Here is a 14,258-nt window from a genome sequence, read left to right as displayed (position 1 = left end):
AGGCGGCGGCCCCGACGGGCACCGCGCCCCGAAGCGTCGGCCCCCCAATCGTCGCACACATGTTCGAGAACGCCGTCGCCGCATCGGCGTGGCCGCCGGCTCGTGCCTGCCCGGCCGGTCGACAGCGGCCGACCAGCGGATCGGGTGGAACCCGCTCGGCGGCGCCCGCGCGACCGGACCTCCGTGCTGTGGTTGGCCTAGGCTGTGCCCGTGGACGTCCTGGACGAGTACACCGGTCACACCGACCCCGGCGGCGCAGCGACCCGCCGCGATCTGGACGCATTGACGATCACGAAGGTGTCCGTCGGCCCGATGGACAACAACGCCTACCTGTTGGTGTGCAAGGCGAGCAACGAGGCGTTGCTCGTCGACGCGGCGAACGAGCCCGACCGGATCGCCGACATGGTCGGTTCCGGCGACGAGCGCCCCGAGCTGCGGCACATCGTGACCACGCACCGCCACTACGACCACTGGCAGGCGCTCGGCGCCGTCGCGGGCATGTTCCAGACCCGCCAGCTCGCGCACCCGATCGACGCCCCGGAGCTGCCGATCCCGACCGATGTGCTGGTCGAGCACGGCGACACGGTGCGATTCGGCGAGATCGAGCTCGAGGTCATCCACCTGCGCGGACACACTCCCGGCTCGATCGCGCTGCTCTACCGAGGCGCCGACCGGCCGCATCTGTTCACCGGCGACTCGCTGTTCCCCGGCGGAGTCGGCAAGACCGACGGCTCCCAGCAGTTCACGCAGCTGATCGACGACGTCGAGCAGCGCGTCTTCGACCGGCTGCCGGACGAGACGTGGTTCTACCCCGGCCACGGCGACGACTCGACGCTGGGTGCGCAGCGCCCGCACGTCGGCGAGTGGCGCGAGCGCGGCTGGTAGCGGGCGCGGGTCCCGCCCCGCCGCTCCCCGGTGCCATGGTGAATCGTGAGCCCGTGGACCACGAACCGGAGCCGATCGTGCAGATCTACACCGATGGCGCCTGCAGCGGGAACCCGGGGCCGGGTGGGTGGGCGGCCGTCCTGCGCTACGGCCGCCACGAGAAGGAACTGTACGGCGGCGAACCGGACATGACGACCAACAACAGGATGGAGCTGACCGCCCCCATCCGAGCGTTGGAGAGCCTGACCCGGCCCTCGGCGGTGCATCTGTTCACCGACAGCACCTACGTTCGGAACGGGATCACCGAGTGGCTACCCCGGTGGCAGGGCAACGGCTGGCAGACCAGAGCCAAGCAGCCGGTGAAGAACGCCGATCTCTGGCGACGCCTGGACGCCGCCATGGCGCCACACCGGGTGCACTGGCACTGGGTCAAGGGGCATGCGGGCCATCCCGAGAACGAGCGCGCGGATCGCCTGGCCGTCCGAGGCCTCCAGGAGGCGCGGGCCGCCGGGCGGGCGGCCCCTGCACCACGCCGGGGAGCCGGGCACGCGGCAGACTGATCACCGTGACCGACAGTTTCCCCCGCCGACAGGCTCGCACCCGGCGGTTCACCCTTGGCGCACCGCGCAGCGCGACGCTCTCCCCCGACGGGCGACGCGTCGTGTTCCTGCGCAGCCGCAGCGGCACCGACCCGGTCACCTGCCTGTGGACGCTCGACCTGGAGACCGGCGAGGAGCGGCTCGTCGCCGATCCGCGTGACCTGGAGTCCGGCGACGAGGAGAACCTGCCCGCCGCCGAACGCGCCCGCCGGGAACGCACCCGCGAGCAGGCCGGCGGAATCGTCGGATACGCCACCGACCGGGCGGTCACCATGGCCGCGTTCACCCTGTCCGGTCAGCTCTACGTCGCGGACTTCGTCGCCGGGCTGAGCCCGCGCCAGATCGAGACGGCCGGCGGCGTGATCGACCCGCGGCCCGACCCGTTCGGCCAGCGCGTCGCCTTCGTCGCCGGCGGCGCGCTGCAGGTGCACGAGCTCACCCCCCGGCTCACCACGAGCCTCGTCGAACCCGACGGCGACGGCGTGACCTGGGGCCTCGCCGACTTCATCGCGGCCGAGGAGATGGGCCGCATGCGGGGCTACTGGTGGTCCCCCGACGGCGACCGGCTCCTCGTCGCCAGGGTCGACGAAACCCCGGTGCGGCGCTGGCACATCGCCGACCCGGCCAACCCCGAACGCGAGCCCACCCCCGTCGCCTATCCGGCGGCCGGGACCGCGAACGCCGAGGTGACGCTGCACCTCGTCGGCCTCGACCGCACCCGCACCCCCGTCACCTGGGACACCGCGGCCAACGAGTACCTCGTCGGCGTCACCTGGGACGCCATCGGCCTGCTCGTGACCGTGCAGCCCCGCGACCAGCGGGCGCTGCGGGTGCTGCGGGTCGATACCCCCACCGGAGCCACCACCGAGGTCGTCACCAGCACCGACGACCGGTGGGTCGACATCGTGCCCGGGGTCCCCGCGCATCTGCGCGACGGCGAGCTCGTCTGGACGGCCGCCGACGCGGACACGCACCGGCTCCTGGTCGACGGCGAGCCGGTCACGCCGCCGACGCTGCAGGTCCGGGAGCTGCTGGACATCGACGCGGACACCCTGCTGTTCAGCGCCTCCCGGGATCCGATCTCGATCGGCCTGTGGACCTGGTCGCGCGCGGCGGGCCTGACCGAGCTGACCCCCGACCCCGGAGTGCACGGCGGCCGGCTGGCCGGCGGCACGCTGCTGGTCACCCGCTCCGATCTGGACACCGACGGCACCGTCACCCGCGTGCGGCGCGCCGACGGTACCGAGTTCACGATCGCGTCGCGGTGCGAGCCCGCCGGACTCACGCCGCGGCTGGAGATCTGCAGCGCCGGTGAACGCGACCTGCGCACCGCGGTCCTGCTGCCCTCGTGGCACCGGCCCGGTCACCGGCTGCCCGTCCTCATGGATCCCTACGGCGGCCCCCACGCCCAGCGGGTGCTCGCCGCCCGCAACGCGCACCTGACCAGCCAGTGGTTCGCCGACCAGGGCTTCGCGGTGGTCGTGGTCGACGGGCGCGGGACCCCGGGACGAGGCCCGGCGTTCGAGCGGGCGGTGCAGGGCGACCTCGCCACGCCGGTGCTCGACGACCAGATCGACGCGCTGCACGCCGTCGCCGCCCGCAACCCGGACCTGGACCTGGACCGGGTCGGAATCCGCGGCTGGTCCTTCGGCGGCTATCTGGCCGCGCTCGCGGTGCTGCGCCGTCCCGACGTGTTCCACGCGGCCGTCGCGGGCGCGCCGGTCACCGACTGGCGCCTCTACGACACCCACTACACCGAGCGCTACCTCGGCCACCCCGACACCGCCCCACAGGCCTACGAGCGCTCGTCGCTGTTCGCGGACGCGGCCGCGGCCCGAACCCCGCACCGGCCGCTGCTGCTCGTCCACGGTCTCGCCGACGACAACGTCGTCGCCGCGCACACGCTGCGCCTGTCGTCGGCGTTGCTGGCCGCGGGCCGGCCGCACAGCGTGCTGCCGCTGTCCGGGGTGACCCATATGACCCCGCAGGAGGTCGTCGCGGAGAACCTGCTGGCGTTGCAGGTCGAGTTCCTGCGCTCCGCGCTGGGTGTGTCCGGGCCGGACCGACCGGCTGCTCAGGGGTAGGTGTCCGCCGCGGTCGACTCGGGCCCCTCGCCCGCGGCGGGGCGCCCGGAGCCCACCCGCCATTCCCGGATCGCGATGGCGAGCGCGATGAGCATCATCGCGACCGCCACGCCGAGCGTGATGCCCACCGCCCGCTGGTAGTGGTGCTCGGTGGTGTTGAGGACGGTGTAGAAGATCCCGGCGAGCGCGGCCGTGCCGATCGCCGCGCCGATGCGTTGCGCGGTCTGCAGCGCGCCACCCGCCGACCCGGCCATCCGCACCGGGACGCAGCGCAGCGTCATCGTCACGTTCGGGGAGATCACCAGTCCCCCGCCGATCCCGGCCAGCAGGATCGGCGCGATCATCGCGAGCCCGGCGACCGACGGCGGGACCAGCGCGAGCAGGACGGCGGTCGTGCCGAGCCCGGCGATCACCCCTACCAGACCGAGCACGGTGAGCTGCCGGCCGAACCGTTCGACCAGCCGCCCGCCCAGCGTCGAGGACACCGCCGAACCGAGGGCGAAGGGCGTCACGACCAGGCCGGACTGCAGCGGGGAGTAGCCGAGTCCGATTTGGAAGAAGAGCGCGAACACCAGCCAGATGCCGCTGAACCCGACGAAGTAGGTCATCCCGAGCGCGACCCCCGAGAGGTAGCCGGGTGTGTCGGTGAGCAGCCGCAGATCCAGCAGCGGTGCCCGGCCGCGCCGGGCCACCCGACGTTCCCAGGCCAGGAATGCCGCCGCGAGCGCCGCGCCCACCGGAAACAGCCACCACAGCCTGGCCAGGCCTCCGGCGTAGGCCTCCACCAGCGGCAGCATCACGGCGAACACGGCGCCGCCCAGCAGACCGGCGCCCACGACGTCGAGGCTTCCCCGCCGGGCACGCACGGGTGGGCCGGGTAGCCACCGCGCGGCGAGCACCAGGGCGAGCACCCCGATCGGGACGTTGATGAAGAAGATCCACCGCCACCCGTCCGGTTCCCCCGCGACGGCGAGGATGAGCCCGCCCGCGACCGGACCCACCGCCGTGGACACCCCGACCGTCCCGCCGAACAGGCCGAAGGCGCGGCCGCGCTCACCGCCGCGGAACAGGTCCTGGATCAGCCCGGAGTTCTGGGGCGCGAGTGCACCCGCAGCCAGCCCCTGGGCGAGCCGCGCGACGATGAGCAACACCGCGTTCGGGGCGGCGCCGGCGAGCGCGCTGCACAGCACGAACCCGCCGAGCGCGAGCTGGAACATCCGGCGCCGGCCCACCGCGTCGCCCAGCCGTCCGGCGGGAACGAGGGTCAGGCCGAAGGCCAGCGCATAACCCGAGATCACCCACTGCGCCTCGGCCGGGCTCACCCCCAGACTGCGCTGCATCGAGGGAAGCGCGACCGACACGATGCTCACGTCGAGCAGCGTCATGAACCCCGCGACGAGCGTGACGCTCAGCGCCCGCCAGCGCCGCGGATCCGCGACGTAGGGCGGGGACGCCACCGGATGGGCCATGGACTCACCCGCGGTCGGCGGTGTCGAGCGGCGATCGGGGCACCGCCCCAGTCTGGGTTGCCCCGGCCGGCACCGCGACCCCCGGTGGCCTCTGGCACCCTGTGAGGCCCGAGATGTGAGGAGCACACCCGTGGCACTGCAGCGACCCGTCGTCGACCCGGTGGACGGCCCCGCCCCCGCCGACCTCGTCACCGAGGACATCCAGCTCGGCGACGGCGCCGAAGCGACGGCAGGCTCGACGGTGAGCGTGCACTACGTCGGCGTCGCGCATTCCACCGGCGAGGAGTTCGACGCGTCCTGGAACCGCGGCCAGCCGCTGCAGTTCCCGCTCGGCGCCGGACGGGTGATCGCGGGCTGGGACCGCGGGGTGGCCGGGATGCGGGTCGGCGGACGGCGCCGGCTGGTGATCCCGCCGCACCTGGGGTACGGCGACCGCGGCGCCGGTGGTGTGATCAAGGGCGGCGAGACCCTGATCTTCGTCGTGGACCTGCTCGAGGTGCAGTGATCCGGAGCGCCTGCCGCTACCGGTAGCCGGCGCCCGCCCGGATGACCACCCGGCCGTCGGCGGGCAGCCGTGCGACCACTCGCCGCTGCTCGCCGATGACGAGACGTCCGGTCGTACCCGCCGGGTACCGACTCACCGGTCGCTGCGGGCTTCCGGTCCGCTGTACGCCGCCACCTCCGGACGGCGCCGGGCCTTGATCAAGCTGGCGACGGTGGTGATGATCAACACGCCGACGATCACGCTCAGCGACACCACGATGCCGATCTCGGGCACCGGCACCGGCTCGCCGCCGTTGATGAAGGGCAGCGAGTTCTCGTGCAGTGCGTGCAGCACCAGCTTGACCCCGATGAAGCCGAGGATGACCGCCAGCCCGTAGGACAGGTAGATCAGCCGCTCCAGCAGCCCGCCCAGCAGGAAGTACAGCTGTCGCAGCCCCATCAGCGCGAACGCGTTCGCGGTGAAGACCAGGTAGGCCTCCTGGGTGAGGCCGAAGATCGCCGGGATGGAGTCGAGCGCGAACAGCAGGTCGGTCGAACCGATCGCGAGCATCACGATGATCATCGGGGTGGCCCAGCGCTTGCCGTCGATCTTCACGAACGACTTCGCGCCGTGGTAGTCCTCGGTCACCGGCAGCATCCGCCGCAGCAGCCGCAGCACCCGGTTCTCGGTGTACTCCTCGTCGTGCTCCGTGCCCTGCCGCACCAGGCTGACGGCGGTGTAGATCAGCACGGCGGCGAACAGGTAGAAGACCCAGCTGAACCGGGCGATCGCCGCGGCCCCGATCGCGATGAAGATGCCGCGCATGATCAACGCGATCACGATGCCGACCAGCAGCACCCGGTGCTGATGGATGGCCGGCACCTTGAACGTCCCCATGATGATGACGAAGACGAACAGGTTGTCGACCGACAACGAGTACTCGGTGATGTAGCCGGCGAAGAACTCCCCGGCGTAGGTGCCGCCCGCGAACAGCCACACCCCCGCCCCGAACACCAGCGCGAGCGCGACGTAGAACAGCACCCACCGGGCGGCCTCCCGGACCGTGACCGCATGCGGCTTGTGGTCGACGAGGAACAGGTCGGCCAGGATGATCGCGACCAGGCCGCCGATCGTCGCGAACCAGAGCCAGGCGGGCACTGTCATGGGATGGACCTCCGGGGTCTCGGGCAGCATGAAGCAGCCCGAGGTCTCTCCCGTCGAACCACTCCGTACGAGCGGCGCGACCGGTGGCACCGGGCGCCCGGACCGTGGCCGGCCGGACGCCGTGCTGACGATGCCACCGCGGGCGGGATACTCCCCTGCGGTGCAATCCCCAAGTCTGCCCCCCGGTCCCGGCGGCGCGCCAATCGGGGTGACCGATCTCCCCCGGCGAGGGTCACGCTGAGAACTCACTGAGGGTGGCGCGGCCGGACCGCGAACCGACTCGCCTAACGTCATGGGAGTGCCCCGACTGCCCCGGTTGACGCGTACGCGCGTCCTTGTCGCCGTGCTCGTGCTCGCGCTGCTCGCCGCCGGGGGCGCGGCGCTGGCCGGGCCGCTCGGCGAGCGCGACACCGCGGCCGCCGCCCGCACCAGCGAGCAGCGGATCGAGGTCCGCGGCGGACCGGGGGTGCCGGAACCGGTCAGCCTCGACACGACGCTCTACCTGCCCGAGACCACACCCGCCCCGGCCGTGCTGGTCGCGCACGGTTTCGGGGCGGACAAGACGTCCGTCGACGCCGAGGCCCGCGACCTGGCCGCCCGCGGCTTCGTCGTGCTGGCCTGGTCAGCCCGCGGGTTCGGGACCAGCACCGGCCAGATCGCGCTGGACTCCCCGGACTACGAGGTCGCCGACGCCCAGCAGCTCGTCGACTGGCTGGCCACTCGACCAGAGGTGGTGCAGGACGGGCCGGACGACCCGCGCGTCGGCGTCACCGGTGGCTCGTACGGCGGGGCGCTGGCGCTGCTGCTGGCCGGCTACGACCGGCGCATCGACGCGCTCGCCCCGGTCATCACCTGGAACGACCTGGGTCAGGCGCTGTTCCCCGAGGCCGCCGCCGCGACCGCCCCACCGCCGGACACGCCCGCCCGCGGGACCTTCGGCCCGGACGGGGTGTTCAAACGCGGCTGGGCGGGCTACCTCTTCGCCGCGGGCGCCACCGGCTCGCCCGCGGGCCGCAGCGGCACCGAGGCCACCCCGCTGACCTGCGGGCGGTTCACGGCCACGGTCTGCGCGGCCTACACCGAGGCGGCCACCACCGGCCGCCTCTCGCCGGCCACCGCGGAGTTGCTGCGCCGCTCGTCGCCCGCCTCGGTGACCGATCGGATCACGGCCCCGACGCTCATCGTCCAGGGTGAGCGGGACACCCTCTTCGGGCTCGACCAGGCCGATGCCAACGCGCGGCAGATCGCGGCCGCGGGCGGCACGGTCCGGATCCTGTGGTACTCGGGCGGCCACGACGGCGGGGCACCCGGCGACGCCGTCCGCACCGAGATCGCCGACTGGTTCGACCATCATCTGGCGGGCCGGGGCGATGCCCCGGGCGCCGGCTTCGCCTACACCATCCGCAGCGAGCTGCGCACGAACAGCGACACCCCGACCGAGCGAACGGTCGTCGCCGACGCGTATCCCGGGCTGCCCGGCGAGCCCCCGGTGCAGACCGAGCAGATCGCGCTGGCCGGTCCGCCGCAGCCGGTGACACACCCAGCAGGCGGCAGTCCCGCCGCGATCACCGCGCTGCCCGGGGTGGGCGCGCAGCTGGGCACCATCGGCGGCAGGGTGGCGGCGGCAACCTCCGAGATCCCCGGACAGTCGGCCCAGTTCCGCAGCGATCCGCTGGCCGCGCCGGTCACGATCGCGGGCGCACCGCGCGTCGAGCTGACCGTCTCCCGGGTTCCCGGCCAACCCACCGCGGGTGCGGCCGTGCTGTTCGGCAAGCTCTACACGCTCTCCGCCGACGGCAGGCGCACGCTGCTGGGTGGCGCGGTCGCGCCGATGCGGATCCCGGTGCCCGCAGACGGATCGGCCGCCCGGGTCACCGTCACCCTGCCCGGGGTCGTCGCCCCGGTGCAGGCGGGCGACCGGATCATCGTCTCCATCGGCACGACCGACCAGGGCTACGCGTCCCCGGCCGCTCCGGCGGTCTGGCGGATCGGGGTCGACGGCGCAGTGCAGGTTCCCGTGGTGCCCGGTCACGCCGTCACGCCGAACACCGTCCCGATCGGCTACGCCATCGGCATCGGCGTCCTGCTGGGGATCGCGCTGGCCGCAGGCCTCGTCGGCTGGCTTCGCGGGCGCCGCCGTCCCGCGCGCGCCACCGGCGACCCGGACCTGCCGCTGGAGATCACCGGGCTCGCCAAGACCTACCGCGGCGGGGTCACCGCGGTGTCGGACGTGTCGTTCACCGTCGAGCGGGGCATGGTGCTGGGCCTGCTGGGCCCCAACGGCGCCGGCAAGACCACGGTGCTGCGGATGCTGATGGGACTGGTCCGCCCGTCGGCGGGCACCATCCGGGCGTTCGGCGAGCCGGTCGGGCCCGGGGCCTCGGTACTGGCCCGGATCGGGGCGTTCGTGGAAGGACCGGGCTTCCTGCCGCATCTGTCCGGCTACGAGAACCTCCGGCTGTACTGGGCCGCGACCGGTAGACCCGCCGCCGAGGCGCGGCTGGCCGACACGCTGGAGATCGCCGGGCTCGGCGATTCGGTGCACCGGCGGGTCAGCACGTACAGCCAGGGCATGCGGCAGCGGCTGGCGCTCGCGCAGGCAATGCTCGGGCTGCCGGAACTGCTGGTGCTCGACGAACCGACCAACGGGCTCGACCCGCCCCAGATCCACGCGATGCGCGAGGTCCTGCGCCGCTATGCCGCGGCTGGGCGGACCGTCCTGATCTCCAGTCATCTGCTGGCCGAGGTCGAGCAGACGTGCACGCACGTCGTCGTCATGCATCACGGCAGGGTGGCGGCCGCCGGGACGGTCGAGGACATCATCGCCGGGGCCGGTGCGGCCAGCTTCACCGTCGACGCCCCGGAGCGGGCGGCCGCGATCATCGCCGCGCTGGACGGGGTGCGCGACGTCGCCGTCGAGGGACCGCTCGTGCACGCCGAGCTCAACGGCAACCCGCGCGCGTCGGTGGTGCGGGCCCTGGTCGATGCCGGGATCGGCGTGCAGTCGGTGGGTCCGCGGCGTCGGCTGGAGGACGCCTTCCTGCAACTGGTCGGAGAGGACACCGCACCGTGAGCGACCTGCCTCCCACCCATCGCGGACAGGTCGGCGCCTTCGCCGCCGACTCGGCCGCAACGAGCCCGTCCTACCGCCCGCACCGGACCCTGCCGGTGCGCGTCGAACTGATCCGCCAGCTGCGTCGCCGCCGGACCGTGGTGACGTTCGCCCTGCTGGCGCTGCTGCCGGTGATCCTCTGGATCGCCTTCAGCCTGGCCTCCGAGGGGCCGCCCGGGGGGTCGTTCAACCTCGTCGACCTGGCCAAGCAGAGCGGGCCGAACTTCGCGGTGTTCGCCCTGTTCGCGTCGGCGGGTTTCCTGCTCGTGGTGGTGGTCGCGCTGTTCTTCGGCGACACGGTCGCCGCGGAGGCGTCGTGGTCGAGTCTGCGGTATCTGCTCGCGGCGCCGATCCCACGGGCCCGGCTGCTGCGGCAGAAGGCGATCGTGGCGGGGCTGCTGGCGCTGGCCGCGGTCGTCCTGCTTCCGGTGGTGTCGCTGATCGTCGGGAGCCTGGCCTACGGAACGGGCGACCTGGTCAGTCCGGCCGGGGAGTCACTCGGCTTCCTCACCGCCGGCGGCCGGGTGCTGCTGGGCGCGCTGTACATCGCCGTGCAGCTCAGCTGGGTCGCCGCGCTCGCGTTGCTGCTGTCGGTGAGTACGGACGCCCCGCTGGGCGCGGTCGGCGGGGCGGTGACGGTGTCGATCGTGTCGCAGATCCTCGATCAGATCACCGCCCTGGGCGAGCTGCGCAACTGGCTGCCGACGCACGACGCCACCGCCTGGTCGGCGCTGCTGGCCCAGCAGGTCGACTGGAGCGAGATGACCCGGGGCGTGTTCTCCGCCCTCACCTACACCCTGGTCTTCGCCGCCCTCGCGACCTACCGCTTCCTCCACAAGGACACCCTGTGAGTGCGTAACAGTGTTCTAACACTGTTACGCACTCACAGGCCTGGCTGAGCTGCGGTGTCGACGCGAGCAGCGATCGCGCCGGACCGGGCGCCTCGGTCCTGTCCGCCGCGGATCTGCGGCGCGCGACGGAGCACCCGGGCACCCGCTGACGCCCCACGGCACGGACGGCGCCGCGGTGACACATGCCGAGCGGGCGTGACCACCGGCCCGGGGTGAGCTGCGCATCCATCGGTGCAGGTCATCCCGGGCCGTGAGTGCCCAACAGTGCTAGGGCACCGTTTCGCACTCACAGGGGTAGGAGGCGGAGGATCTCGTTCGCGGCTTCCATGTGGAGCATGTGGCCCGCGTCGACCTGCTCGATCGCGCCCTCCGGCAGGGGCAGGACCTTGTCCTCCCGGCCCCAGACGAGGGTCACCGGTACCCCTACCCCGGCGAGCAGACCCGGGGTGTCGATGGCCTGCTCATCGGAGTCGGTGAGCAACGTACCCAGCAGCAACTGCAGAGCCTCCGGGACGCCGTCGAGCCGCTTGTAGCGCAGCAGGTCGTCGACGAGCTGGCGGGTGACCAGCCCCGGATCGGCGAACAGGTCACCCAGCAGCGGTTTCAGCTCCCGCCGCGACGTCGCGGCGGCGAACCCGCGCAGGTAGCCCGCGTTCGGGTGGCCGCCGAAGCCGGCCGGGGCCAGCAGCGTCAGCGACGCCACCTTCTCCGGCGCGGCCTTCGCGGCCGCGGCGACCACGGCCCCGCCGAGCGAATGCCCGACCAGGTGCGCCCGCCCGATGCCCAGCGCGTCGAGGAAACCGATGACCGTATCGGCCAGCACCGACAGCGACCCGTCGCCGACGTCCTTGCTCGACGCGCCGTGCCCCGGCAGGTCCAGCGCGTGCACCGGCCGGTGCTCGGCCAGCGGCTGCTGCATGAACAGCCATGAGTTCTTGTCCCCGCCGTAGCCGTGCACCAGCACGACGGGCTCGCCCTGGGTGTCGGGCCCGAGCGTGAGGTAGGAGATCGTCCGCCCGGCCACGTCAACCGACTGCGGCTGCGGCCCGGCCTCGGCCTCCAACGCACCCGACTCGACCTCGGCCATCGCCTCGGCGACGACGGCGTCGATCTCGGAGTCCGGGACCTCGGCCGGGGCCACCACCGCCAGGGTGGCCCCGATCGGCAGCTCGGAGTCGGCGGGCGCGACGATGCGGCGCAGCAGCCCGTCGACCGTCGACTCGAGCGTTCCGGCGATCTTTTCGGTGTCGATGTCGGCGAGGTCGTCGCCCGTGCTGACGGTGGCGCCCTCCTCCACGAACCACTCGATGATCTTGCCGGTCTTCATCGAGAGGCCCCATTTGGGCATCGTGATGCGCTGGATCCGCTCATCCGCCATAGTCGACCGCCCTCTTCACCGCACCCGCGATCTTCGCCGGGTCCGGGATGAACAGGTCCTCCAGCGAGTCGGAGAACGGCACCGGCGTGTGCGGGCCGGTCACCATCTGGATCGGGGCACGCAGCGACCCGAACGCCTCCTGCGCGATCGTCGCCCCGATGTCGGACGCGAGCGAACAGCGCGGGTTCGACTCGTCGACGACGACCAGCCGCCCGGTGGTCTCGACGCTCTCCAGGATGGTGTCCAGGTCCAGCGGGCTGGTCGTGCGCGGGTCGATGATCTCCGCCCGGATCCCGGAGCCGGCGAGCTCGTCGGCGGCCTGTGCCGCCATGCCCACCATCCGTCCGATCGCCACGATCGTGACGTCGGAGCCCTCGCGCACGATGTTGGCCTCGCCGAACGGGATCGTGTAGCTCTCCTGCGGCACCTCGGCCACGGTGTCGTACAACATCTTGTGCTCGGCGAAGATCACCGGATCGTCGTCGCGGATCGAGGCGATCATCAGGCCCTTGGCGTCGTAGGCGTTCGACGGGGCCGCGACCTTGAGCCCGGGGACATGGGTGAACACCGGCAGCAGCGACTGCGAGTGCTGCGCGGCCGCCCGCAGGCCCGCACCCCACATCGTGCGGATGACGACCGGGGTCACCGCCTTGCCGCCGAACATGTACCGGAACTTGGCGGCCTGGTTGAAGATCTGGTCGAAGCAGACGCCCATGAAGTCGATGAACATCAGCTCGGCGACGGGTCGCAGGCCGCCGGTGGCCGCGCCGATGGCGGCGCCGATGAACGCCGACTCCGAGATCGGGGTGTCCATGACCCGGCCGGGGAACTTCCCGTAGAGGCCCTTGGTCACCCCGAGGACCCCGCCCCAGGCGTCCATCTCGCCGGGCGAACCCTCACCACCCGCGTTGTCCTCCCCCATGACGATGACGCGCGGGTCGCGCTCCATCTCCTGCGCGAGCGCCTCGTTGATCGCCTCGCGATAGGTGATGCTGCGTGCCACTGCGGATCCCTCCTAGTACGAGACGTAGACGTCGGTGAGCAGCTGGTCCGGTCCGGGTTTGGGGGCGGCCTTGGCCTCGGCCACGGACTGGTCGATGAGCGTGGCGACCTCGGCGTCGACCGCGTCGAGCTGCTCGCTCGTCAACTGGCCGCCCTCCGTCACCCGGGCGCGGAACCGTTTGAGGCAGTCCAGCTGTTCCCGGGCATGCGCCACCTCGTCACCCCGGTAGAGCTGCTGGTCGCCCTCGAAGTGACCGAAGTAGCGGGTGAACTTGACCTCGATGAGGGTCGGGCCGCCGCCCTCACGGGCCCGAGCGACCGCCTCGCCGGCGGCCTCGTGGACGGCGAAGAAGTCGAACCCGTCGACGATCACCCCGGGCATCCCGAACGCGGCGGCGCGGTCGGCGATGTCGTCGGTGGCCACCGACCAGTTCGACGACGTCGTCTCGGCGTAGCCGTTGTTCTCCGCCACGAAGATCGCCGGCAGGCTCCAGATCGAGGCCAGGTTGAGCGACTCCAGCGTCGTGCCCTGGTTCGACGCGCCGTCGCCGAAGAACGCCACCGCCACGCCACCGGTGCCCAACTGCTTGGCCGCCAGCGCGCGCCCGCAGATCAGCGGCGGGCCGCCACCGACGATGCCGTTCGCGCCGAGCATCCCCTTGGCCAGGTCGGCGATGTGCATCGAACCGCCCTTGCCCTTGCACGACCCCGTGGCCTTGCCGTAGATCTCGGCCATCATCGCGCCGACATCGACGCCCTTGGCGATGCAGTGCCCGTGGCCGCGGTGGGTGGAGGCGATGGCGTCGCGTTCGTCGAGGTGCAGACACACCCCGGCCGCCGAGGCCTCCTCGCCGGCGTAGAGGTGCACGAAGCCGGGGATGTCACCCCCGGCGAACTCCTTGTGCACCCGCTCCTCGAACTCCCGGATGGTGCGCATCGTGCGGTAGGCCTGAAGCAAGGCCTCGGGGCCGAGCTCCTGGGTCACGGTGGTCGGGAGAGTGCCCGTCATGACATCACGATCCCTCCATCGATCATGACCGACTGTTCGGTCATGGCATCCGAATCCGGTCCCGCCCGGTACGGCACGCGGCCCGCGACGTCCGCGGACGGCTGTCCCGGCCCAGCGCGATGAGTCGGGAGAACCTCGCCAATGCCGCGTCGTCCGCGGTGCCGAGGCAGGCATCGAGCGGCTCGCCGATCAGGTCCCACACGCCCGATCGGGCCCGCACC

At 72.5% G+C, this 14,258-nt stretch carries 11 protein-coding genes; 6 read left to right on the top strand and 5 right to left on the bottom strand.

Features of this window, described 5'->3' with window-relative positions:
• The first annotated feature begins 210 nt into the window (after positions 1-210).
• Genes ACFQE5_RS02550 through ACFQE5_RS02540 form a run of 3 tightly spaced genes read left to right on the top strand, consistent with a single transcriptional unit; the run spans position 211 to position 3,568 of the window.
• Positions 211-885 (top strand): MBL fold metallo-hydrolase, encoded by a 675-nt coding sequence (locus tag ACFQE5_RS02550; RefSeq protein ID WP_379582297.1) that lies wholly within the window; start codon positions 211-213, stop codon positions 883-885.
• Between the two features lie 53 nt (positions 886-938).
• A complete protein-coding gene (gene rnhA / locus ACFQE5_RS02545; RefSeq protein ID WP_379582294.1) occupies positions 939-1,445 on the top strand; it encodes a ribonuclease HI in 507 nt (168 codons plus the stop codon).
• Positions 1,446-1,450: 5 nt separating this feature from the next.
• Positions 1,451-3,568 (top strand): S9 family peptidase, encoded by a 2,118-nt coding sequence (locus tag ACFQE5_RS02540; protein ID WP_379582291.1) that lies wholly within the window; start codon positions 1,451-1,453, stop codon positions 3,566-3,568.
• On the opposite strand, the gene ACFQE5_RS02535 is transcribed toward ACFQE5_RS02540, so the two are convergent.
• Positions 3,559-5,037, bottom strand: coding sequence for an MFS transporter (locus ACFQE5_RS02535; protein ID WP_379582289.1), 1,479 nt, complete (start codon positions 5,035-5,037; stop codon positions 3,559-3,561). The genes ACFQE5_RS02540 and ACFQE5_RS02535 overlap by 10 nt on opposite strands.
• Before the next feature lie 130 nt (positions 5,038-5,167).
• Between ACFQE5_RS02535 and ACFQE5_RS02530 the strand changes: the two genes are divergently transcribed.
• The gene (locus tag ACFQE5_RS02530) at positions 5,168-5,542 is read left to right on the top strand and encodes an FKBP-type peptidyl-prolyl cis-trans isomerase (protein WP_379582287.1); all 375 of its coding nucleotides are present in this window, start codon (positions 5,168-5,170) and stop codon (positions 5,540-5,542) included.
• A gap of 132 nt (positions 5,543-5,674) precedes the next feature.
• Here ACFQE5_RS02530 and ACFQE5_RS02525 read toward each other — a convergent pair whose 3' ends face one another.
• Complete coding sequence (locus ACFQE5_RS02525; RefSeq protein WP_379582285.1) at positions 5,675-6,685, bottom strand: TerC family protein; 1,011 nt, start codon at positions 6,683-6,685, stop codon at positions 5,675-5,677.
• A 292-nt stretch (positions 6,686-6,977) separates the two neighbouring features.
• On the opposite strand from ACFQE5_RS02525, the gene ACFQE5_RS02520 reads away from it, so the two are divergent.
• Both ACFQE5_RS02520 and ACFQE5_RS02515 read left to right on the top strand, forming a co-directional pair.
• Positions 6,978-9,758, top strand: a complete 2,781-nt coding sequence (locus ACFQE5_RS02520; protein WP_379582283.1) for an alpha/beta fold hydrolase — start codon at positions 6,978-6,980, stop codon at positions 9,756-9,758.
• Positions 9,755-10,648, top strand: a complete 894-nt coding sequence (locus ACFQE5_RS02515) for an ABC transporter permease (RefSeq protein WP_379582281.1) — start codon at positions 9,755-9,757, stop codon at positions 10,646-10,648. The genes ACFQE5_RS02520 and ACFQE5_RS02515 overlap by 4 nt, the downstream gene beginning before the upstream one ends.
• A 286-nt stretch (positions 10,649-10,934) precedes the next feature.
• Here the strand turns inward: ACFQE5_RS02515 and ACFQE5_RS02510 are convergent, their stop codons facing one another.
• From ACFQE5_RS02510 to ACFQE5_RS02500, 3 genes are read right to left on the bottom strand one after another with little or no spacing between them, the layout of a single operon-like run.
• Positions 10,935-12,026: an acetoin dehydrogenase dihydrolipoyllysine-residue acetyltransferase subunit gene (locus tag ACFQE5_RS02510; RefSeq protein WP_379582279.1), complete on the bottom strand. Its 1,092-nt coding sequence runs from the start codon at positions 12,024-12,026 to the stop codon at positions 10,935-10,937.
• Positions 12,016-13,029 (bottom strand): alpha-ketoacid dehydrogenase subunit beta, encoded by a 1,014-nt coding sequence (locus tag ACFQE5_RS02505; protein WP_379582277.1) that lies wholly within the window; start codon positions 13,027-13,029, stop codon positions 12,016-12,018. Before ACFQE5_RS02505 ends, ACFQE5_RS02510 begins: the two co-directional genes overlap by 11 nt.
• A gap of 12 nt (positions 13,030-13,041) precedes the next feature.
• Positions 13,042-14,037 carry a thiamine pyrophosphate-dependent dehydrogenase E1 component subunit alpha gene (locus ACFQE5_RS02500; RefSeq protein WP_379582275.1) on the bottom strand — a complete coding sequence of 332 codons (996 nt, stop codon included), beginning with the start codon at positions 14,035-14,037 and terminating at the stop codon, positions 13,042-13,044.
• Between the last annotated feature and the right edge of the window lie 221 nt (positions 14,038-14,258).

Source organism: Pseudonocardia hispaniensis, from assembly GCF_042658695.1.
GTDB classification, from domain to species: Bacteria; Actinomycetota; Actinomycetes; order Mycobacteriales; family Pseudonocardiaceae; genus Pseudonocardia; species Pseudonocardia hispaniensis.
This window is presented reverse-complemented; position numbering and strand designations above follow the sequence as displayed.

Excerpts from the sequence above, each read along its gene's own strand:
- ACFQE5_RS02535 (WP_379582289.1), bottom strand. The coding sequence starts at position 5,037 with ATGGCCCATCCGGTGGCGTCCCCGCCCTACGTCGCGGATCCGCGGCGC.
- ACFQE5_RS02525 (WP_379582285.1), bottom strand. The coding sequence starts at position 6,685 with ATGACAGTGCCCGCCTGGCTCTGGTTCGCGACGATCGGCGGCCTGGTC.
- ACFQE5_RS02510 (WP_379582279.1), bottom strand. The coding sequence starts at position 12,026 with ATGGCGGATGAGCGGATCCAGCGCATCACGATGCCCAAATGGGGCCTC.
- ACFQE5_RS02500 (WP_379582275.1), bottom strand. The coding sequence starts at position 14,037 with ATGACGGGCACTCTCCCGACCACCGTGACCCAGGAGCTCGGCCCCGAG.
- ACFQE5_RS02520 (WP_379582283.1), top strand. The coding sequence starts at position 6,978 with ATGGGAGTGCCCCGACTGCCCCGGTTGACGCGTACGCGCGTCCTTGTC.